Consider the following 21506-nt stretch of genomic DNA (forward strand, 5'->3'; position numbering starts at 1 on the left):
AATTTCATTCCGGACCCATCTTCGCCAATATCGTGCTCGCCGACGAGATCAATAGGGCGAGCCCGAAGACGCAATCTGCGCTGCTGGAAGTCATGGAGGAGAGCAACGTCACCATGAACGGAGCACCAACGGGATGGGTGATCCCGTCAACGGTGACGTTGCTCTCCTCCATGACTTCCAGCAGCGCAGATTGCGTCTTCGGGCTCGCCCTATTGATCTCGTCGGCGAGCACGATATTGGCGAAGATGGGTCCGGAATGAAATTCGAAATCTCCCACGGACTGGTTGTAGATGCTCACCCCGGTGATGTCACCGGGCAGCAGGTCAGGGGTGAACTGGATGCGGCTGCTCGAACCCGCTACGCTCTGCGCAATCGCGCGCGCAAACGAGGTCTTGCCCGTCCCCGGGAAGTCTTCAAGCAAGAGGTGGCCGTCACTGAGTAGCGCGGTAAAACCGAGACGGATGACGAACGTCTTTCCCAGCAGCACCTGGTCAACATTGGCAACGAGTCGATTGAAGATATCGGAGAACCAGGTCGCCTGTTCCGGTGTCATGGTCATGCTGCTGCTCCCCAGCTCGGATTCGGGTCGGTAGTGATCACGTTTGCTTGTGTCGTATCAGTCATAGTCAGGCCCGTCATAGGTCTTCGTGTAGGTCTTTCCGTTGGCGGTGACCCGGATAGTCAATTGCGGAACCTGCGCGATACTCGCGTCAGCATGACAGGTAGTGTCGGCACCTGCCGCCGTGAACACGCTGGGAGGAGCGCCACAGGCAAACTCGACCAGGTCGTACCCCACCGGTAACCCATCCCATTGGAAGGTTCCCGAGTTCGACACCCCGGCATTGTCTGGCGTAAACGAGAGGTTACCGACGACCCTCGGATCTACCGGCGTGCCCAGCGGGAATGGCGCCGACCAGTTCGACTTGCACAGTGCCACGGACCCGGGGGTGCGGCACGCCCGAACCTGCACGGCCACATCCTGGCCGTACTGGAGACCATCCGCAGTGAGCAGTGATCCAAGACTCACCGGTCCATAGGCCGTGGCCGGCACGCTGGGCCCGATCAGCCGATAGAAGACGGTGTAGTCGCTGGTCAATCGATCGGCGTCCATGTACCCGCCAAGGAGCTGGAAATCAAACCTGTCGACGTTGGGCACCGGACCGGTACCGGTGTCGATCGAGGTGACGACACCGGGCGCGGTATAGGCAGTTACCGACGAACTGGCCGTACATCCCTGCCCGTTGACGGCAAACACGAGCAGTGAGTATGTCGCGTTGGGCGACAGGCCGCTGAATTGCGCCGACAACAACGTAGTCGCACCGAGCACGATGGCGCCGTTGGAGGTGACGGTGCCGTCCGGCGCGCAGGTAGGTGCAGCCCCCGTGTAGGCAGCAGCACGATAGCCGGTGATCGCGCGGCCGTTATCGGAGAACACCCCTGTCCAGCTGAGCTGGACCGTGGTGTCGCCAACCACGGTAGCAAGGGGCGCGCTGGTGGCTATCGGAGGGCCTGCAGGCACATCAGACCGCGGTTCACTCGTATTCCAGACCGACAGCGCGGTCAATGCCGCATTGCGGGGGCTGACGGTGTAAGACACGCCCACTCCGTTATCGAGGGTCCATCCTGCGGAAAGTGTGTCGACAGTGCAGGTGCCGCCACTGCAGGTGGTGGACGGGGTAAAGTCGCGGGTGAACCCGCCGACGGTCAACTGATACCTGTCGACGTCAGAGCCCCCGGCCGGAGTGGCGACGGCGTTCCAGGAGATGCGCAGCCCACGGTTGAGTGCGACGGAACTCAAGACGGTCGGGGCGGGAGGGATCACGTCCGACCAGATGAGATCAGGCAACACTGCCGGGTCGGAATCACCAACGGCGTTCGTCGCGACCACCGAAATTATCACCGAGTTCCCGGGGCCATTTCCGTTCGTCGGGATAGCGCAGGTCGTTCCCGTGCAATCGGTGGTGCTGACCACGGCGGCACCCCGGGTCGCGGTAACCCGGTAGTTCGTGATCGGTGAGTTGTTAAATGCTCCAGCATTCCATTTGAGCGTGATCGACTTATCGCCGAATCCGGTCGGTGCGACATTCGCCACGGGATCTGGCCTGTCCTGAATCGAGATCGTGATCGATCCCCAGACATACCTGTCCGGATCGTTGGTCGAATCAGCGACCTGGTACTGCAGATTTACATTCCCCGCAACCGCGTTCTGGCCAATGGAGACCGCCAGTCTGGTGTTGTCGGAGTTCGGCTGGATGTCGACTCCGGCCGGAAGGGATCCCCCGGCGAGTCCCCGGATATTGATCACCCGCAGCGCCGTGCCCGGGAACGGGTTGGTGGCCTGATCATTGGCGAGCACATCCACTGTCGTCGTACCACCCCTGCGGGCGATGGCCGTGTCCGTGGCGGGAATGAGCAGTGGTCGAGTCGACGGCACGATGCTGAGCTGGATGCGCCCGACGCCGCCCTGGCTGACGTTATCGCGCACTCCGAGCGACATCGTCGTTGCGCCGCCCCTGCTTGCATTCTCATCGGCACGAAGGGTGAGTATGGTTCCGTTCAGCGCTGTCCTGAAGCCCTCCGGTTTCGGAGCAAGGACCTCGTAGACCAGTTCATCGATGTCCTGCGGGTACGGGTACGTCGTCAATTTGAGCAGGTCGATGTCTCGTTCCTGGCCTGGCTCGAACTCGAGAACGGCTCCGTCGAATGAGGGGGGCTGGTTATCCCTCGGGTCGACCGTGATGGGCAGCACCAGGATGGAGGTTCTGCCGTTGGGGTCGTCGGCCGAGGTGCCGTCCGTAACCTCGAACGAGATCGACGCAGGTCCAAAGTATTTGTCCGCAGAGGTGAACCGAAGGGTGTCCTGGTCAACAACGAGATTGCGCCCGTTGGAGTGGGTTGCCTGCACGGCGCTCGAATCGGTGAGCCGCACCTTTCGACCCGCCACCGCGATCACGTAATCGTTGATGTCGATCACCAGATCGGATTCGCTGTTCACCCTCAGCGCAGGGGCGCGTCGATCAATCTGGGGCAGCGCGTCGTCGAGCCCCGGGACTCGGATGAACGCGAAGCTGAACACCGTGGGGTCATCGGGGTGGGTCACCCTGAATGGGATGATTTGGCCCTTATTTGCGATCGTAACCTCAATGCGCTTATTTGAGGTGACCCGAGCGTTCGCACCGTATCCGGGGTAAACAGACAGGGCCAGCGTTCGAGAGTCCCCATCGGCGAAGAAGACGTTGGCCAGCACATCCACTGTCACCCGAGGGCGATCGAGCACATCAGACAGGGTCAGCACGCTGTCCGTCGCCACCGGATACGACAACGGCGCATCCGGATCCACTGTCACCCTGATGAAGTTCTGGCTGGTGCCACCCTTATCATTCTCGATGGTGTAAATCACGCCGTAACTTCCGGTCGCGGGCGGCGGAGTGACATCAACAATATCCGGCGCCGTGATCACGGCAGTGGTCACCTTATCGGTTGGCACGGCGGAGGTGATCGTCAAGGGACTGCCGTCGGGATCTGAATCGTTCACCAGAGCCTGAACGGAGACTGTGACGCCAGGTCGTACCGTCACCTCGTCGGCGACAGCAACGGGATTGCGAGCACCTTCGAGCCTGGGGCTGATCCCGATCCGAACGATGCCGGTCGCCCTCGCCCCCATCGAATCGATGACGGTGTAGGTGAAGCTGTCTGTGCCTGCCGAGTAGTCACCAGCCTGGTAAAGGAAAGTGTCGACCTCGGTATCGATCACCGCGCCCTTTGCTGGATTCGTCGACTGTCCCAGCAGCTGCACTGAGTCGCCGTCCGGGTCAATGCCGGTAAGCGGAATTCGCACCCGGACGGTCTCACCCGCGAGCACCCTGGCGGTGACGGTCGTCGGGACCGGTGCGTTATTGGTCGCCGCATCCACCTCACGCACCGAAATGCGCACCTGGGCGGTGGCAGCCTGCCCATCCGGCCCGGTCACCCGGTAGGCGGCGATGAAGTTACCGGTCTTGGCCGGCGCGAGGTATCGCAACACCCGGCCCGACGCGAAGAGCAGCCCCGAGTCATCCGGTAGCGCCTGGTCGAGCTTGGGCTGGAGCGTCAGGTCGAACCCATCGGGATGTTCGTCGTTGGTGAGTACGGGAATGTCGATTGCTTCACCGACTCGTACGGAGACGCTGTCATCATTCGCGATGGGCGGTTGGATGCGACTGGGCGCCGGTATCTCGATGACAGTGATGACCCCCTCGGCCTCGGCTAACCCATTGCTGATCCGGTAGTTGAACGAGACCGGACCGCTGTCGAGCGGCCTTTCCAGGCTCACTCTCACTACCCGCTGGTCAAGGATCTCGGCTCGAACGCCGGAATTGCTCGCCAGGTTCATGAGTCCCGTGACAAGCAGAACTCCTCCGGCGGGGTCGACATCGGTACCAGCGACGTCGATCCGCTCGTTGCGCAGGCTCCTCACAAATACCGTTTTGGGAACGGTGATGGGCTTCGTGTTCGCCTCGGGTGGCGACACGACATCCACTCTGACGAGTCCGGTCACGGTCAGCGCGCCATCCGTGACGACATATTCGAGGTAGTGGCTGCGTATCAGGTCACTCGTGAACCTGAAGGTGCCGGTCTCGTAACTCGGGGTGATGGTCACGTCGGGTTTGGCGGGAACGCTATTCAGTCGCAGGATGCCTGAGCCACCGCGCACATGATCGAGCGGAGAAATCGTCTTCTCCTCTCCGGCCGATGCCATCACGACGAAGGGGTCGGCGATGATGTCTACTTCTCCCGCCGGCTTGACGCTCACAGACAGTGTTCCTGCGCCTTCCGCAGAGCCGTCAGACACGAGGATCGAGACGATTGCCAAATTTGGCCCGGTACCGGCATCCGTATAGATGACAGTGCCGTTGGGCTTGTACGTCACCGCACTCGGCGGCGCAACGGTCGCACTGGTCAGGTAGAACGCGTCGCCATCCGGATCGATCCAGTCCCCGAGCACCTGGGTTGTGACACGCCCAGACGACACCACGACGGTCTTTGTCGACCGCACCTGCTGGGGCGGTGAATTCTCCGCGGCCCCGCGCACCGAGATCACCACGATGGCCGTCGCGCTTCCGCCACGTCCATCCGTAATCGTGTAGGCGAAGGAGATCTGGCCGGTGGCTCCTGCAGAGAGCGTCAGCTGGATCTGCTGTCGCTCATTGATGAGATCGATCCGGCCGACGGATTCGTCGATCGGGGCGAGGTCGCTGACCACGAGCACGTCGCCGTTGGGGTCGTAGTCATTGAGCAGGACCGGCAGCACCGTGGCGCGACCCGGACGCGCGCCGAACGCGTCATCGATAGCCACCGGCGGTGCCTGGATCTTCTCCACTTCCGGCTGGAGCTGATCGTCGTTCTGCTGCTCGTCTGGCTTGTTTTCATCCGGCGCAATGAGGTCGTTCCAGTTGTTGATCAGTTCACCATCGCGCTGCACAGCCCAGGTGCGACCGGTGCGCCTGTCGTTGAGCACCGCACGCTGACCGTTGGTGACGAAGGAGAGTTGCGCGTTCGCTCCGACCGACTCGAGAGCGGTAGTGGTGCCGGCTCCCCCGTCGCCGCGACATCGGCGCCAGTTGTCGCCATTGGTCCATGCCGCGAACTCGCAGCCGTCGTGCACCAGGGGCCGCGCCGCAATACCGGACTGGCCGTCGGCAAGGTTTACCGCGGCCGCGCCGCTGAGGGGAACGCTGATCAGCCCGCCGGAGTATCCGATGAGCACTCGGTCGCCAGCGGCGCTCGCCCACTGCACCGCGAGTGCGCCCGCGTCGCCTGCCAGAGGCGAAAGGTCAACCGTCCTGCCTTCGAGATACAACCGCCGTGACTGGGAGTCGAGGATGACCCAGCGGCCCGCAACGGAGCTGATACTGACGGCGGCGTTCGCCGCACCGACGCGCACCTGGTCAGTGGATTCGACGAGGTCAGACACCGACGCATCCACCGTGTAGACCACGGAGGTTGCGGGCGAGTAGGCGAAGAGAAGGCCATCGGGATCAACGCTCACCACGGCGCCAGCCCCCAGGCTCAGCGACGCCTCGGATTCCGCATCGAAGTTGACGAAACTTGCGGTCGATACGATCCACAACTCGCCCGTCGCTTGCGCGAACACCACCACATTATCGCCCGCGAGAAAAACCTCGGGCCGGTCGGGAGGAAGTGGCACGCTGTCGACGACGAGAGACGTTGCGGGGTCAACAACATCGATCTTGTTCTCGGAGCGGTCGAAAGAAAAGACGGTGTCGCCCCGCTGAACTACGTCAACGTCATTACCGGTGGTAACCACCACGGTGTTCAGCTCGAGAACTTCCGTATTGGCTCTGCCGATCGCTTGCTGCTGGCTGTTTGCGACCCACACCGACCCGTCCCCGAGGTCAAGCCGTTGAGCCGTGTAACCGGTCGAGACGATGGCGACAGTGGCGACGATCGCCGCGATCACCACTGCACTGATCGCGCTTACGACCAGTGACGAGTGTGATGACAGCCAGCTCCTCAGCATTGGACGCCCGTCATCCGGGGATTTCCGCGCATTTTTCACCGCTGGCCGGGCCCGACCTGCCCTCGCGGTTCACCATGACCGTGATGCACACGCGTTCGCCGGGATTGGCGTCGAAGGTGAACTCGGGGCTTCGTTGCACGCTCGACTGCCCGTCCGTGGTGGCGATCTGGTAGGAATCCGTCACGTCGATTCCCGGATCCTGCCAGCGGAATGTGACGGTGTTCTCCATCACTGTTGCCTGGATATCGGACACCACCGGAACGTCGGTCGAACTGTTGCTGACGAAAGCGACAACCAGGGCGAGGACAAGCCCCGCGATCAGCGTGGTGGCTGCGACCGCGGCCCACACCAGGTTGCGCACCCCGCCGGGCCGTTGCGCGGAGTCGGCCCCCGTGCTCTTCTGGCCGGAACGGGAATTGCGCACCACCGTCCCAATGCCGCTGTAGGAGTCGCCATCCACCACTCCACGCCGCCGCTTACGCCGCTGGGAGACCGAACCGGTGGTAATCGCAGCGCCGCGCACACGGGTTTTGTCTTCGAGGTCTGACACTGTCGCCAATGCCCACTCGTCGATGACGGCCTCGATGGGGGTCTGAGGCATGCCCAGCTCCGATTCGATGGCCTGCATCTCGTAGACAAGCTCGATCACGCTTCCCTGGCGGGCCTCGGGCTTGCGCGACATGGCTCGCGCGAGGGCCCGCTCGAGACTCGCGGGCACATCGCTGCGGCCAATCGGCTGCGGCCTGGCTCGATTGATCCTGGAGATCAGGTCGGTTGACTTATTCGACTCCCCAGGAATTTCGAACGGGGAGCGTCCCGCCAGCAGGGAATACACCGTGGCGGCGAAGGCCCAGACCTCGGAACCTATGGTGCCGGCCGTCTCATCCATCAGGACCTCCGGCGCCGACCACGGGATGGACATCCCGACCGCTTCCAGGCTCTCTGATTCCCCCAGGGTCGCAGCGATGCCGAAGTCGGAGAGCACAGGATGCCCGTAGGCGGTGGTGAGGATATTGGAGGGTTTGATATCCCGATGCAACACGCCCGCCCGGTGCGCGGTCTCCACAGCGCTGCCGATCTTCACCGCAATGCGCAGCACCTCTGCGACCGGGAGTCGTTCCGTGCGGTAGCGCTGGCTCAGCGACGATGAGCACAGTTCCATCACCAGGTAGGGTCGCCCGTCTGATGACACGCTCGCCTGGTACACGGTGAGGATCGAAGGATGAGCGCTCAGCTGGGCCATCAGGTTCGCTTCGGCCTGGAACATCTGCCTGACCTGATCGTTTACGACCTCGCTGAGCATCACCTTGACGGCGACCTGCCGCCTCGGCATGTTCTGCTCATAGAGGAATACGTCGGCGAAACCACCCGAACCGAGCACATGGATGTGTGAAAACCCGGGCAGGATCGGAGGAGCAGACGGCAATCGGCGCGCCACGATCACCTCCTGGACTCTGGTCGGATCTCCAATTGTAGGCTGGTGACTGCCCCGATAAAGCGGTATAACCCCCGAACGGGGGGCGTGTCAGGACCCCCCATTCCGAGTAGCGCCCGAACGTGCTACAAGCGCCGCGAGCGCGGCGCAGTGTCGTCGATATCCGCCGTCTCAGGCGCCTCGAGAACGTCGACCACGATGGCGGTTACGTTATCCCTGCCGCCGGACGCCAGCGCCGCGTCGATGAGCGCGCCGGCAGTCTCGCGGGGGCTCAGGCCTGCCGCCATGTGCATTCGAAGACGTTCATCGCTCACCTCCTTGGTGAGGCCGTCAGAGCAGATCAGCAGGCGAAGGCCCGAGCGCACGGGCAGCAACCAGAAATCCGGGTATGGCCTGGCGTTGAAACCAACGGCTCGAGTGATGATGTTGCTGTCGGGGTGATTCTCTGCTTCGTCGCGGCTGAGTGCCCCGGATTCGACCAGCTCCTGCACGACGGAATGATCAATTGTGACCTGCGCGAATTCGTTCGATTCGTATCGATACACCCTGCTGTCGCCGATGTTGAACACCACAAAATATGGATCGTCGTCCTGCAGCGTCAGGGCTGCGCCGGTGACGGTGGTACCTACCCCTAGTTCGCTTCCTTCGGCGATGGTGGTGATATCGGCGGTGGCCCTCTCGAGGGCCTGTTCGATGGATTGAGGAGAAGTGAAGCTGGAATCGAGCATTTCCGCGAGTCGCTCCACCACGGCGGCACTGGCGAGGTCGCCGGCCGAGTGCCCGCCCATCCCATCGGCGACCGCGAACAGTGGCGCACTGGCGACATAGCTGTCCTCGTTGACCTGGCGCCGATGCCCAACGTCGGTGGCACAAGCCCAGGCGAGCCGCAATGCCACGTCCGGTCGACCGGGGATGGGCACAGCGAATCCAGGGTTGTTCGAACCGATTTCGGTCACGGCTGCCCTTCTTTCTGGTTTAGCCGAGGCGCTGCATCGGAAGTATGTGGAGAATATTCCCGTCACCAATATCCACCAGAGTGCCCGGTGTGACCACCACCGACTCACCCTGCCTGAGTTTTCGGGGAACGCTCCCCGGTTGCGTGACCACAGAGCCGTTGGTCGAACGCAGGTCGGTGACGATGACGGACGCCCCGACCTGACGCACTTCGAGATGAGTACCGGATACCTCATTTCTCGGCGAGGAAACTCGAACCAGGCGCGGGCTCACCCCGGTCGAAATCCTGGTCACAGCAGGCTCACGGCCGACCCGGGCGGGCCGGTCGAGCATGACAGTCTCGGCTCGATTTCCCACCCTGAAGCTGTACGAGGCAGCGCGGGCAGGCGCCGACGACGCTGGAAGGAATGCGCTGATCGCGTCAGTGACGGAGCGGGGGGATGTCTTCTGCCGGGCCGGCTCGACTAGTTCTGCGGCCGACCGTATCGACATCACCGTGTCTCCCACGACGTCGCCCGAGGGATGGGCGACCCGGATTACCTCGACGCGTTCCAGCGCCGCTGCACGGGTAGGGGAGGTCCTGGTATCGTCCAACTCTTCGGTCATTGGCCTGAGCGCTCTCCCATACAGCGCATACTACGGCCTAGCCGCCGAGGTAACTCATCACGTGTTTGACCCTGGTGTAATCCTCGAAGCCGTAACTCGACAGATCCTTGCCATACCCGGAGTGCTTGAAACCCCCATGGGGCATCTCGGCAACTATCGGAATGTGGGTGTTGATCCACACGCAACCGAAGTCGAGGTGCTTGGCGAATCGCATGGCGCGAGAGTGGTCTTTCGTCCAGACGCTCGAGGCAAGGCCGTACTGCACGTCGTTGGCCCATTCCAGTGCCTCCGTCTCTGCCGTGAACTTTTGAACCGTGATGACCGGTCCGAAGATTTCATTTTGTACTGCGTCGTCTGTCTGCTTCAGGCCGGACACGATGGTCGCCGGATAGAAGTACCCGGTCGAGCCCTGCCGCGCGCCACCCAGCTCGATGGTGGCGTGCCCCGGCAGTGCGTCGATGATCGCGGACACCCGTTCGAGCTGGCCGGCATTGTTCACCGGGCCGAACAGTATCCCGTCGTCGAAGGGTGCTCCGGTCTTCGCATTCTCGCGGGCATAGGTGGCCAGCGCCGCGACAAAGTCGTCGTGGATTCCCGCCTGCACAAGCACTCTCGTTGCCGCCGTGCAGTCCTGGCCAGCGTTGAAATAGCCTGCGGTGGCGATCCCCGCTACTGCTGACTCAAGATCCGCGTCATCGAAGACAATCACGGGGGCTTTGCCACCGAGCTCCAGGTGCACTCGCTTGAGGTCACGAGCGGCCGACTGCGCTACCTCTATTCCGGCGCGCACCGAGCCGGTGATCGACACCATCTGCGGGATGCGATTGTCAATCATGAGACCGCCGGTGCTGCGGTCGCCGACGATCACGTTCATGACGCCCTTCGGCAGGAACTCGGCCGCGACCTCCGCCAGCAGAAGAGTGGATGAGGGCGTCGTATCGCTGGGTTTCAGCACCGTGGTGTTGCCTGCGGCGACCGCGGGGGCGAACTTCCACACCGCCATATTGAGCGGATAGTTCCACGGCGTGACCTGGCCGATCACGCCGATCGGCTCGCGCCTGATCGAGGACGTGTGGTTTTTTAGGTACTCGCCGCTGGCCATTCCCGACAGATGTCGAGCTTCGCCCGCGAAGAAGCGGATCTGGTCGACGGACAGCATGATTTCGTCAGTGACGAGGGTGGCCCTGGGCTTGCCGGTATCTTTCGACTCAAGATCGGCAAACTCTTCTGCTCGCGACTCCACGGCGTCTGCGATTCGAAACAGGGCAAGTTGGCGCTCCGACGGAGTCGATTCGCCCCACACCTCGAACGCCGCTTCCGCGGCCGAGAACGCCGCATCGACGTCGGGCTTTCCCGAGACGGGCGAGGTGGCATAGCTCTGCTCCGTGGCCGGGTCGATGACCTCAAAGCCCGAATCGGCACTCGCGGATACGTATTCGCCATTGATGAAGTTGTGGATCTCGTGAGTGGCCATGCAGCTAACCTATCGATGCGGAGGTGTGGCATCCAGACCAAATCGCTGCTGATTTCGTCGACTTAGAGTCGAATTTGGTTCGGAATCACTTGTCACGCCGTCAATACGCTGACAGAATCGAAGAATGAGCCCCTCGCCCCGACAGCCCGGATCCCGTCCGATCCAGCTCGACGAGGTGTCGAAGGGCATCATTGAGCAGCTCCAGGCCGACGGGCGACGCTCCTATGCGGAGATCGGCAAGGCCGTGGGGCTCAGCGAAGCCGCAGTGCGCCAGCGGGTGCAGAAGCTCACGGACTCCGGAGTGATGCAGGTCGTCGCTGTGACCGATCCGATGCAGCTGGGCTTCTACCGCCAGGCCATGATCGGTGTTCGCGTCGCGGGCGACACCACCACTGTCGCGCAAAACCTGAGCGCCCTGCCTGCCGTCGACTACGTCGTGTTGACGGCGGGCAGCTTCTACATCCTCGCCGAAGTGGTGTGTGAGAACGACGACGACCTGATTGACCTTCTCAATAAGCAGATCCGCTCCATCGAGGGTGTGCAGTCCACCGAGACTTTCGTGTACCTACGACTACAAAAACAGTTCTATAACTGGGGAACAAGGTAAAGACAATGAGCATCATCGACGCGGTCTCAACGCAGACATGGAATGAAGCAGACCTTCAGCAGAAGGCGAAGGACCACCTCTGGATGCATTTCTCCCGCATGTCAGTGCTGGAGGATGGGCACGGCGTCCCCATCATCACGAAGGGTGAGGGGCACCACATCTGGGATTCGAAGGGCAAAAGGTACATCGACGGCCTGAGTGGACTCTTCGTCGTTAATGCCGGGCACGGCCGCAAGCGCCTCGCCGAAGTCGCCGCAAAGCAGGCCGAAGAGCTCGCTTTCTTCCCCATCTGGTCGTACGCGCACCCGAACGCGATCGAACTCGCCGACCGACTCGCCAACTATGCACCGGGCGACCTCAATCGTGTCTTCTTCTCCACCGGCGGCGGTGAGGCTGTCGAGACCGCGTTCAAGCTTGCGAAGTACTACTGGAAGCTGCAGGGCCGCCCCACCAAGCACAAGGTGATTTCGCGGGCCGTGGCGTATCACGGCACCCCCTCGGGAGCATTGGCGATCACGGGCATCCCCGCCATGAAGGAAATGTTCGAGCCCCTCGTTCCCGGCGGATTCCGCGTGCCCAACACGAACTTCTACCGCGCCGAGGAGATGGGCTTCGTCGCGTCGGCCACCGCAACCGATATCGAGACCGAATTCGGCGTGTGGGCAGCGAATCGCATCGAGGAAATGATTCTGTTCGAAGGCCCCGAGACCGTCGCGGCAGTCTTCCTCGAGCCTGTGCAGAATTCGGGTGGATGCTTCCCGCCCCCGCCCGGCTACTTCCAGCGTGTTCGTGAGATTTGCGACAAGTACGACGTGCTGCTGGTCAGCGACGAGGTCATCTGCGCCTTTGGACGCATCGGCCGCATGTTCGCCTGCGATGAGTACGGCTACGTGCCCGACATGATCACCTGCGCGAAGGGCATGACGAGCGGATACTCGCCTATCGGCGCGACCATCGTGTCCGATCGCATCTACGAGCCGTTCAAGCACGGCACGACCGCGTTTTACCATGGCTACACCTTCGGCGGTCATCCCGTGTCGTCGGCCGTCGCGCTGGCCAACCTCGACATTTTCGAGGAAGAGAAGCTCAACGAGCACGTACGCGAGAATTCGCCGATTTTCCGTGCGACACTCGAGAAGCTGCTCGACCTCCCGATCGTCGGCAATATCCGTGGCGCTGGCTACTTCTTCGGCATCGAACTGGTCAAAGACAAAGTCACCAAAGAGACCTTCGACGACGACGAAGCAGAGCGTCTGCTCCGCGGCTTCCTGTCGAAGGCGCTCTACGACGCCGGCCTGTATTGCCGAGCCGACGACAGGGGTGACCCGGTCATCCAGCTTGCACCACCTCTCACAATCGGCCCTGCCGAGTTCGATGAGATCGAGAGCATTCTGCGCTCGGTGTTGACGGAGGCGTGGTCACGACTCTAAGAGCAGGTCAACGATGCCGGTGAATGACTACCGCGGCCTCAGCTTCTGGCACGACACCGTGCCCGATGACTTGGCCCCGAGACCGCCTCTGCCCGGGGATCTCGATGTGGATGTCGCCATCATCGGTGGTGGGCTGACGGGGCTCTGGACGGCCTGGTATCTGCTCGAGCGCGATCCAACACTCACCATCGCCGTGCTCGAAAAGCAGATCGTGGGCTTCGGGGCATCCGGTCGCAATGGTGGCTGGTGCAGCGCACTGTTCCCACGGTCCACGGCGTCGCTCGCTCGCACGCATGGCCGGGATGCCGCCCTGGCAATGCGGCGGGCGATGATCGCAACGGTGGACGAAGTCGGTCGGGTGGCGGCATCCATCGGCACTGATATCGATTTCGTGAAGGGCGGCACCGTCGCGTTCGCGCGCTCGAAAGTGCAGCTCGCCGCGGCCAGGGCCGAGGTGGCCGAGGCGGCCAGCTTCGGAGTGGACCAGCATCAACTGTGGGGCCCTGATCGGGTTCGGGCGGCGGGAGCACTCGGCGCGAGTTTTGATCCTGCCTGTGCTCGACTGCATCCGGCCAAACTGGTTCGGGGTCTCGCGAGGGCGCTCGAGGCGCGCGGAGTGACGATCTACGAGCAGACCGAGGTGATCGACTATGTGCCGCGCCGTATCACGACGGACCGAGGCAGCGTGCGGTGCAACGTCGTCGTTGCGGCGACCGAGGGATATGGGGCCGGTCTGCCCGCCACCGCCCGACGCGTACTTCCGCTGTACTCGCTGATGATCGCCACGGAGCCGCTTCCGGATGCCACGTGGGATGAGATCGGCATCGCGCACGGGCAGACCTTCACCGACTTTCGACACCTTCTCGTCTACGGCCAGCGCACGGCCGATAATCGGTTCGCTTTCGGCGGACGAGGGGCGAGGTATCACTGGGGCAGCGCAATCCGGCCCGAGTACGACCGCACTCCGGCCGTGTTCGACCACCTGCGTCGCACCCTCGGAGAGCTGTTCCCCGTCATAGGAGACACCGCAGTCACCCATCGGTGGGGTGGACCGCTCGGTGTCGCGCGAGACTGGCACGCTTCGGCACACTACGACCGCGCTACGTCAATCGCCTCGGCAGGCGGCTACGTGGGTGATGGCCTGAGCACGACCAATCTGGCTGGTCGCACGCTGGCGGACCTGGTGACCGGCACCGACTCCGAGCTGACCACGCTGGCCTGGGTCAACCACCGCTCCCCCTCGTGGGAGCCGGAGCCGCTGAGGTTTCTCGGTGCCAATGCCGGGCTCCTGGCCATGTCGATTGCCGATGGTGAGGAGCGGATCACGGGAAAGTCTTCCTGGGTGGCGAAAGTCATGGGATCGTTTACCGGCCACTGACTCTGCGCAGAGATGTCGACAACACTTCTCCGTTCTCAAGAACTTATATGACACGTCATCCATTTTGGGAATACTCGGGGGGCTTCTGTTCTTGACTCAGCCATGACCACTTCACCTGACGCCCACACCGACTACGTCGCTGGCACCTGGAAGCTCGATCCCACCCATTCCGAGATCTCGTTTTCGGTGAAGCACCTCAAAATCAGTAAGGTTCGTGGTTCGTTCAAGATCTTTGACGCGACAATCGTGACCGCCGAGAACCCGGCGGAATCCACGGTCGAGGCCACCATCGAGGTCGCCTCTGTCGACACCAACCAGAAAGACCGCGACGCTCACCTGCGCACCAGCGACTTCTTTCTCGCCGAAGAGTTTCCCCACATCACCTTCACGTCTACCTCGATCGAAGCCTCCGGCAACCACTTCAGCATCACCGGTGACCTCACTCTCCGTGGCGTCACGAAGACAGAGGTGCTGAAGGGCGAGTTCGGCGGCATCATCACCGACGGCTATGGACAGACGAAGGCCGGAGCCACCGCGTCGACCGTCATTAATCGCCAGCACTACGGCGTCAGCTGGAACGCCGCACTGGAAGCGGGTGGTCTCACCCTCGGCGACGATGTAACAATTAACTTCGAGCTGCAGGTTGTGCTGCAGCCCTGACCTTTTTTCGCCAACGCTCAGATAGAGTCGCTGCCGTGACATTCACCGAGCCCGCTCCCCTGCCACAGCAGCCGGGGCGGGCTCGACCGCGGATAGGTCGAGTCGTGCTGGCAACGCTCGGTATCATCCTCATTCTCATTCTTGGTGCAGCGGGTGTCTGGGTGCTCACACACCAGCAGCGCGTCGCCGACCAGTTCACGGTCTGGCAATTCGAACCCAGCACGGCACTGGCGTCGTACGCCGATCGATCCACCATGACCGACGAGGGTCGCTTCAACTTCTACGCGAGTCGCCCTTCGATCAAAGCGACCAAGGCATTCGATGAGAAGTGCGCAAGCTATGTCGAAGACGTCGGCATCCTTGGATGCTACGTGCACGGCGAACGCCGAATCTACCTGTTTGATGTGACCGACGACCGGCTCGATGGAATCGAGGAGGTCGTCGCTGCGCACGAGATGCTGCACGCGGTGTGGGATCGAATGTCTGACGCCGAGCACGACGCGGTTGCACCGCTACTGGAGGCCCAGGCGGCGGCCCGCGCAGACGATCCCACGTTCGTCAAGACGCTGGAGTACTACGCCACTGCCGAGCCCGGCGAACGACTCAACGAGTTGCACTCCATCATTGGCACCGAATTCGTCGACGTCAGCCCCGAATTGGAAAAATATTACAGCAACTACTTTTCCGACCGCGCAGTGCTCGTCGAGCTGCACACCACCTCCAACGCAATCTTCACCGAGCGCCAGGCCTCCATCGCTCAGATTGTTGCCCAGATTGGAGAGCTGAAGATCGGAGTTGATGGCGATTACGCCTCATATAACTCCGGCTACGACGCACTCAACTCGGACATCACTAACTTTAACGCCCGCGCCGATGAGGGCGGCCAGTTCACCCAGCAGCAATTCGAAGCGGAGCGCGTCTCCCTCGTATCGCGCCAGACCGAACTCGATGCGCTGTACACGTCGATCGCCGATCGGGTCACCCAGTACGACGGCCTCGTCGCGCAGCTCGATGCTCTCAACGCCGAAGTCGCCGATCTGAATAAGAGCATAAATATCCAGCGTCGAACTCAGGGTGACTCTGAGCAGTAGCGTCCCACTTCTCCTCCCCCGAATGACGCGGACGGTCACGTCACACCGATGTCCGAAATGCGCCAGATGCGCAGGGGATGCCGCGGTTACAGTCGTCACATGACCACAGCATCCCCCGTCGCAGGCGCACCCCGGGCGCCCGCCTCCCGCGTTCTAGTGCCCGACTCCCGCACGCCCGTCTTTCTGCGCCGCATCGATTCTCCTCTTGGCCGGATCGAACTCGTAAGCGATGGGGAGGCCATCGTCTCCCTTGCGATCGAGTGCGATGGCGCGCTTCCTTTCGACGACATTCCCGAGCACACCGCGCCAGTTCTCGACGTCGCCGTCACCCAGCTTCGCGAGTACTTCGCGGGCGCGCGCACCTATTTCACTGTTCCCGTGCTGCTGGCGGGTACCGCATTCCAGCAGACGATATGGCGAGAGCTCGCACGTATGCCGTTCGGTACGGTGACGTCGTATGGGGCACTGGGTGATGCGACAGGTCGCCCGACCGCCGGTCGTGCCGTCGGCGGTGCCGTTGGAGCCAACCCTGTACCGATCATCGTGCCATGCCACCGGGTGCTCGCCACCAGCGGGCGTATCACCGGCTTCAGCGCTGGCGAGGGCATCGCCACCAAGGCATGGCTTCTCGACCACGAGGGCATCGAGCATCGACTGTGAGCGACACCGACACGGTCTTTCGAAGCGTGGTCGAGGGGGCCGACGGCAAGGATCGCTGCTGGTGGGTGGGCTCGGATGCCGAATATCAGCGATATCACGACGAGGAATGGGGCAGGCCTCTGCACGGTGACCAGCCGCTCTTTGAGAAGCTAAGCCTGGAGGCATTCCAGGCGGGGCTGTCATGGATCACGATCCTCCGCCGTCGACCCGCGTTTCGAGAGGCATTCGCCGGCTTCGACCCTCGGGTGGTGGCCAGATACAGTGATGCCGACATCGAGCGCCTCATGAGTGACGAGCGGATCATCCGGAACAGAGCAAAAGTGCTTGCCACAATCGGCAATGCGCGCGTCACGCTCGACCTGACCGCAACGACGCCCGGCAGGCTCGACGAGCTGATGTGGGGCTTCGCGCCACCATCGCGAGCGGCGCGCCCGCAGTCAATATCTGACATTCCGGCGATCACACCGGAGTCGACCGCGCTCAGCGCAGAACTGCGCGCCCGTGGCTATAGGTTCGTGGGCCCGACCACGGCGTATGCGCTCATGCAGTCATCCGGAATGGTCGACGATCACCTCCAGGGCTGCTGGCGGGCGGCGAGCTGAGCAGCACACCGCGCCCTGGTTGCCTGCCAGCGTCCGGCAGAGTGGCGGTGGTTGCTCCCCAAACACGTCGTCGGCAGCCACGAACATCCGCCTATCAGGCAAGCAGGTCCAGCCCGGCCTCGGCACGCTCGAGCCTGATCCCGGCGGTTCCCGCCCACTGCAGCAGGGAATCCACAGAAGCGTGGTCGACCCCAGCCTCAACGACAGCACGGATAAACGAACCCTTGCCCGCCTTATTCGCATGGCTCAGAGCCACTCGACGACCACGTGAATCCTGGGACACCACACGAATAGGCACCACCGAGGAGGGCGCCGGGCCGAGCGCCACATAGGAGTCCGAGCGCAAATCGAGGACGAGCCCGGGTTCGAGCGCGAGCGTTGCGGTGATGGTGTCACGCCAGTGGCGGCGCAAAGACAGCCCCGGCAATCGAGAATCATGCGACAGCCTGTAGGCCGGGATCAGGTCATTCCCTCCCAGCAACCCGAACAGGGCGGAGTGAACCACCAGGTGCTCACCCGCGAACCCCCGCGAGGGAGCGGTGAGCGACCCGGCACCGAGGGCGTCGTACAGCACGCCCGTGTAACGCTCAAGCGCCGGCATCACAGGCGATCGGGACACCGCTCGGTTGCGATCAACCTCACCACGCTGGGTCGGGCCGAGAGACAGCGCCTCCATGGATCCACCGACGGAACGCGATAAGCACTTCAGCCCCGCGATGACCAACTTCCGATGGGGAGTGAGGCTGGCAAAACTCAACGCAGCGAGATCGAGCGCAGAGGCATCCACGCCACCATCGCGTTTGGTCTCGGATGGCGGAAGAAGGAGCAGCACCTACGACTCGAGGAACGCCATAGCGCGGTCGATGTTCACACCCAGCGGCTCAACCGAATCGAGAGTGATGCGCCCGAACGTGGCACTGGCACCCGTCCATTCGGAGTAGTCTTCGAGACTTTGCTCCACGGCATTCCAGGTCAGCTGCTGGTGCGGAAGCAGGCGCTCGCGGTTCTCAATGCGCTCGCGGTGAAGATCCGCGTCCGAGCAGATGACTTCGATGAATCTCAGCTGTTCGCCCTGTCGTTGAGCCAGGTTGACCCACTGCTCCCGCGCCGGATTGACGGCGTTCACGGCATCCACGATCACACTGCGCCCCGCCACGAGCGTGGTCTCGGCGTGCATCTCGGCCACCAGGTACGCCGCGAGACCGGTGGGCTGGTCTGCATCGATCCCGGCCCCAAGGATGGCCGACTCGATCGGATCAACCGAGATCACCGGAAGCCCGAGGCGCGAACCCAGGACCTGCCCGATGGTGGACTTTCCCGAACCGGGAAGCCCCGCCATCGCAATCAGCATGATGAAAATCCCCACATAGATGACAGGCTAGGCCAGCTCGGCGTTGCGCGCCACGATCGTCACGGTGTTGTTCTCCACCGACAGGAAGCCATCGTCGGCCTGGGCGGTCACGACCTGTCCATCAATCGTCGTCACCCGCACTTCACCTCGAGCGAGGATCGCCAGCACAGGCTCGTGGCCCGGCAGGATTCCGATCTCGCCCTCGGTGGTGCGCGCGATAATCTGCTTCGCCTTGCCTGACCACACCTCGTGGTCGGCCGCGACGACGCTGACCCTGAGCTCGGCCATCGTTAGCCGTTCTCCTTCTGGATCTTCGCCCACTGCTCTTCGACATCGCCGATCGAACCGACGTTGAAGAACGCCTGCTCTGCTACGTGATCGAACTCGCCCCTGACGATCGCGTCGAACGACTCGATGGTGTCCTTCAACGGCACCGTCGAACCCTCCACACCGGTGAACTTCTTCGCCATGTAGGTGTTCTGTGACAGGAACTGCTGGATGCGGCGGGCACGTGACACCGTGATGCGATCCTCTTCGGAGAGTTCGTCGACTCCGAGGATGGCGATGATCTCCTGCAGTTCCTTGTTCTTCTGCAGAATGGCCTTCACACTGGTTGCGACACGGTAGTGGTCGGCGCCCAGATAGCGAGGGTCGAGGATGCGGCTGGTCGAGGTCAGCGGATCGACGGCCGGATACAGCCCCTTCGATGCGATCTCTCGGCTGAGCTCCGTCGTGGCGTCGAGGTGCGCGAAGGTGGTGGCCGGCGCCGGGTCGGTGTAGTCGTCGGCGGGCACGTAGATCGCCTGTAGAGACGTGATCGATCGTCCCCGGGTCGACGTGATGCGCTCCTGGAGCACACCCATCTCGTCGGCGAGGTTCGGCTGGTATCCCACCGCGGACGGCATGCGGCCCAGGAGCGTCGAGACCTCTGAGCCCGCCTGGGTGAAACGGAAGATGTTGTCGATGAAGAGCAGCACATCCTGGTTCTGCACATCGCGGAAATACTCGGCCATGGTCAACGCCGAGAGGGCCACGCGGAGTCGCGTTCCCGGCGGCTCATCCATCTGGCCAAAGACAAGCGCGGTCTTGTCAAAGACGCCAGCCTCATCCATCTCGGCGATAAGGTCGTTGCCCTCTCGGGTGCGCTCGCCCACACCGGCGAACACCGACACGCCACCGTGATCCTGCGCGACCCGCTGGATCATTTCCTGGATGAGCACGGTCTTGCCCACGCCCGCACCACCGAAGAGACCGATCTTGCCACCGAGTACGTAGGGCGTCAGCAGGTCGATGACCTTGATGCCGGTCTCGAAGAGTTCGGTTTTGGACTCAAGCTGATCGAAGGGCGGTGGCTTGCGATGAATCGGCCAGCGTTCTGTGATCTCGAACTTCTCGCCGCCGATCGTGCCGTCAGGGTCAGCATTCAGGACTTCGCCGATGACATTGAACACCTTGCCCTTGGTGACGTCACCAACCGGAACCGTGATCGGTTCGCCGGTGTCGCGCACCTCCTGGCCACGGACGAGCCCGTCGGTCGGGTTCAGAGCGATGGCACGCACCAGGTCATCACCCAGATGCTGGGCAACCTCGAGCGTGATCTGTCTCGAGGTATCACCGATGGTAATCGTGGTCTTCAGGGCGTTGTAGATGCCCGGAATCGAGTCATGCGGAAACTCGATGTCGACGACAGGGCCGGTGACCCGGGCGATACGACCAATGCCGGCAGGCTTCTGGGCATCTGACGTGGTGTCAGGAGCGGTGATTGTCATGGCTTCTCTCTTCTCTCACAGCGTGTGTCGTTGACTACTTGGTCGAGCTCAGGGCGTCTGCGCCGCCCACGATCTCGGAAATCTGCTGGGTGATCTCAGACTGGCGAGCATTATTTGCCAGCCTGGTGAAGTCTTTGATGAGCTTGTCGGCGTTATCGCTGGCCGACTTCATGGCCTTCTGGCGTGCGGCATGCTCCGACGCCGCTGACTGCAACATCGCGTTGAAGATGCGGCTCTCGATGTATACGGGCAGCAGCGCGTCGAGCACGTCATCAACCTCGGGCTCGAACTCGTACAGCGGCAGCAACTCGGTGGGCTCGGTAGACTCCACGCCCTCGACGACTTCGAGCGGAAGCAGCCTGACGACCTCAGGCACCTGGGTGACCATGCTGACGAACCGGTTGAAGAGGATGTGGATCTCGTCGACTCCACCTTCTTCGGTGGGCTGCACAAACTTGGCGACCAGCGCCTCACCAATCTGCTGTGCGGTCTCGAACACGGGCTGATCGGTTCCGCCGACCCACTGCGCTTCTGACGCCCTCTTGCGGAAGGCGAAGTTGGCCACGGCTTTGCGACCGACCAGGTAGAAGACGACCTCCTTACCTTCGCCCCCAAGCCGTGTTCGCAGTTCACCCATCTCGCGGATGATCTGCGAACTGAAGGCACCGGCGAGCCCGCGATCGGAGGTGAAGAGAACAACCGCCGCCCGGGTGGGATTTGGGGACTCGGTGGTGAGGATGTGATCGACATTGGAGAACGTCGCCACGGCCGACACCGCTCGCGTAACGGCACGTGAATAGGGGCCGGATGCCGCTACCCGCTGTTGCGCTTTCTGAATTCGCGACGCGGAAATAAGCTCCATGGCCCGAGTGATCTTCTTGGTCGTCTGGGCAGACTTGATCTTCTGCCGGTAGACCCGAAGTTGCGCTCCCATGTGGTGTGTCCCTGATTGCTAGTGATAGAGGATGT

Annotated in this window: 17 protein-coding genes and 1 pseudogene; 7 read left to right on the plus strand and 11 right to left on the minus strand. The window is 62.5% G+C overall.

All coding sequences use genetic code 11. The features are described from left to right. Positions 1 to 109: 109 nt before the first annotated feature. From RMN95_RS12195 to RMN95_RS12220, 6 genes and pseudogenes are all read right to left on the minus strand, one after another. Positions 110 to 559: pseudogene (locus tag RMN95_RS12195) on the minus strand (AAA family ATPase); the annotation flags it as partial. A 57-nt stretch (positions 560 to 616) separates the two neighbouring features. Beyond that, a complete protein-coding gene (locus RMN95_RS12200; RefSeq protein WP_309617180.1) occupies positions 617 to 6520 on the minus strand; it encodes an Ig-like domain-containing protein in 5904 nt (1967 codons plus the stop codon). 10 nt (positions 6521 to 6530) lie between these two features. Then, complete coding sequence (locus RMN95_RS12205) at positions 6531 to 7964, minus strand: serine/threonine-protein kinase (protein WP_309617181.1); 1434 nt, start codon at positions 7962 to 7964, stop codon at positions 6531 to 6533. A 116-nt stretch (positions 7965 to 8080) separates the two neighbouring features. Then, the gene (locus RMN95_RS12210; protein WP_309617182.1) at positions 8081 to 8911 is read right to left on the minus strand and encodes a protein phosphatase 2C domain-containing protein; all 831 of its coding nucleotides are present in this window, start codon (positions 8909 to 8911) and stop codon (positions 8081 to 8083) included. Positions 8912 to 8930: 19 nt separating this feature from the next. Beyond that, the gene (locus RMN95_RS12215; RefSeq protein WP_309617183.1) at positions 8931 to 9515 is read right to left on the minus strand and encodes an FHA domain-containing protein; all 585 of its coding nucleotides are present in this window, start codon (positions 9513 to 9515) and stop codon (positions 8931 to 8933) included. Positions 9516 to 9552: 37 nt separating this feature from the next. Beyond that, the gene (locus RMN95_RS12220; RefSeq protein WP_309617184.1) at positions 9553 to 10989 is read right to left on the minus strand and encodes a gamma-aminobutyraldehyde dehydrogenase; all 1437 of its coding nucleotides are present in this window, start codon (positions 10987 to 10989) and stop codon (positions 9553 to 9555) included. A gap of 124 nt (positions 10990 to 11113) precedes the next feature. Between RMN95_RS12220 and RMN95_RS12225 the strand changes: the two genes are divergently transcribed. From RMN95_RS12225 to RMN95_RS12255, 7 genes are all read left to right on the plus strand, one after another. Next, on the plus strand, positions 11114 to 11596 hold the full coding sequence (locus RMN95_RS12225) for an Lrp/AsnC family transcriptional regulator (protein ID WP_309617185.1): 483 nt from the start codon (positions 11114 to 11116) through the stop codon (positions 11594 to 11596). 5 nt (positions 11597 to 11601) lie between these two features. After that, positions 11602 to 13026, plus strand: coding sequence for an aspartate aminotransferase family protein (locus RMN95_RS12230; RefSeq protein ID WP_309617186.1), 1425 nt, complete (start codon positions 11602 to 11604; stop codon positions 13024 to 13026). A 13-nt stretch (positions 13027 to 13039) separates the two neighbouring features. Continuing rightward, entirely contained in the window at positions 13040 to 14404 is a 1365-nt protein-coding gene (locus tag RMN95_RS12235; RefSeq protein WP_309617187.1) for an FAD-binding oxidoreductase, read from the plus strand. Between the two features lie 102 nt (positions 14405 to 14506). Beyond that, positions 14507 to 15064 carry a YceI family protein gene (locus tag RMN95_RS12240; protein ID WP_309617188.1) on the plus strand — a complete coding sequence of 186 codons (558 nt, stop codon included), beginning with the start codon at positions 14507 to 14509 and terminating at the stop codon, positions 15062 to 15064. Between the two features lie 35 nt (positions 15065 to 15099). Beyond that, positions 15100 to 16155 carry a hypothetical protein gene (locus RMN95_RS12245; protein ID WP_309617189.1) on the plus strand — a complete coding sequence of 352 codons (1056 nt, stop codon included), beginning with the start codon at positions 15100 to 15102 and terminating at the stop codon, positions 16153 to 16155. Between the two features lie 99 nt (positions 16156 to 16254). Further along, on the plus strand, positions 16255 to 16815 hold the full coding sequence (locus RMN95_RS12250) for a methylated-DNA--[protein]-cysteine S-methyltransferase (RefSeq protein ID WP_309617190.1): 561 nt from the start codon (positions 16255 to 16257) through the stop codon (positions 16813 to 16815). Further along, complete coding sequence (locus RMN95_RS12255) at positions 16812 to 17417, plus strand: DNA-3-methyladenine glycosylase I (RefSeq protein WP_309617191.1); 606 nt, start codon at positions 16812 to 16814, stop codon at positions 17415 to 17417. Before RMN95_RS12250 ends, RMN95_RS12255 begins: the two co-directional genes overlap by 4 nt. A gap of 94 nt (positions 17418 to 17511) precedes the next feature. Here RMN95_RS12255 and RMN95_RS12260 read toward each other — a convergent pair whose 3' ends face one another. The 5 genes from RMN95_RS12260 to RMN95_RS12280 are packed head-to-tail and all read right to left on the minus strand — an operon-like array spanning position 17512 to position 21471. Beyond that, positions 17512 to 18249, minus strand: coding sequence for a peroxide stress protein YaaA (locus RMN95_RS12260; RefSeq protein ID WP_309617192.1), 738 nt, complete (start codon positions 18247 to 18249; stop codon positions 17512 to 17514). Then, positions 18250 to 18768, minus strand: a complete 519-nt coding sequence (locus RMN95_RS12265; RefSeq protein ID WP_309617193.1) for an ATP-binding protein — start codon at positions 18766 to 18768, stop codon at positions 18250 to 18252. Positions 18769 to 18795: 27 nt separating this feature from the next. Continuing rightward, entirely contained in the window at positions 18796 to 19056 is a 261-nt protein-coding gene (locus tag RMN95_RS12270; RefSeq protein ID WP_309617194.1) for a F0F1 ATP synthase subunit epsilon, read from the minus strand. 2 nt (positions 19057 to 19058) lie between these two features. After that, a complete protein-coding gene (gene atpD, locus RMN95_RS12275; RefSeq protein WP_309617195.1) occupies positions 19059 to 20537 on the minus strand; it encodes a F0F1 ATP synthase subunit beta in 1479 nt (492 codons plus the stop codon). Positions 20538 to 20571: 34 nt separating this feature from the next. Further along, positions 20572 to 21471 carry a F0F1 ATP synthase subunit gamma gene (locus RMN95_RS12280; protein WP_309617196.1) on the minus strand — a complete coding sequence of 300 codons (900 nt, stop codon included), beginning with the start codon at positions 21469 to 21471 and terminating at the stop codon, positions 20572 to 20574. Positions 21472 to 21506 lie beyond the last annotated feature (35 nt).

The organism is Salinibacterium sp., from assembly GCF_031364185.1.
In the GTDB taxonomy this organism is placed as follows: Bacteria; Actinomycetota; Actinomycetes; order Actinomycetales; family Microbacteriaceae; genus Rhodoglobus.

Excerpts from the sequence above, each read along its gene's own strand:
- RMN95_RS12240 (WP_309617188.1), top strand. The coding sequence starts at position 14,507 with ATGACCACTTCACCTGACGCCCACACCGACTACGTCGCTGGCACCTGG.
- RMN95_RS12230 (WP_309617186.1), top strand. The coding sequence starts at position 11,602 with ATGAGCATCATCGACGCGGTCTCAACGCAGACATGGAATGAAGCAGAC.
- RMN95_RS12220 (WP_309617184.1), bottom strand. The coding sequence starts at position 10,989 with ATGGCCACTCACGAGATCCACAACTTCATCAATGGCGAATACGTATCC.
- RMN95_RS12265 (WP_309617193.1), bottom strand. The coding sequence starts at position 18,768 with ATGCTGATTGCGATGGCGGGGCTTCCCGGTTCGGGAAAGTCCACCATC.
- RMN95_RS12215 (WP_309617183.1), bottom strand. The coding sequence starts at position 9,515 with ATGACCGAAGAGTTGGACGATACCAGGACCTCCCCTACCCGTGCAGCG.
- RMN95_RS12225 (WP_309617185.1), top strand. The coding sequence starts at position 11,114 with ATGAGCCCCTCGCCCCGACAGCCCGGATCCCGTCCGATCCAGCTCGAC.
- RMN95_RS12250 (WP_309617190.1), top strand. The coding sequence starts at position 16,255 with ATGACCACAGCATCCCCCGTCGCAGGCGCACCCCGGGCGCCCGCCTCC.
- RMN95_RS12270 (WP_309617194.1), bottom strand. The coding sequence starts at position 19,056 with ATGGCCGAGCTCAGGGTCAGCGTCGTCGCGGCCGACCACGAGGTGTGG.
- RMN95_RS12235 (WP_309617187.1), top strand. The coding sequence starts at position 13,040 with ATGCCGGTGAATGACTACCGCGGCCTCAGCTTCTGGCACGACACCGTG.
- RMN95_RS12280 (WP_309617196.1), bottom strand. The coding sequence starts at position 21,471 with ATGGGAGCGCAACTTCGGGTCTACCGGCAGAAGATCAAGTCTGCCCAG.
- atpD (WP_309617195.1), bottom strand. The coding sequence starts at position 20,537 with ATGACAATCACCGCTCCTGACACCACGTCAGATGCCCAGAAGCCTGCC.
- RMN95_RS12200 (WP_309617180.1), bottom strand. The coding sequence starts at position 6,520 with ATGCTGAGGAGCTGGCTGTCATCACACTCGTCACTGGTCGTAAGCGCG.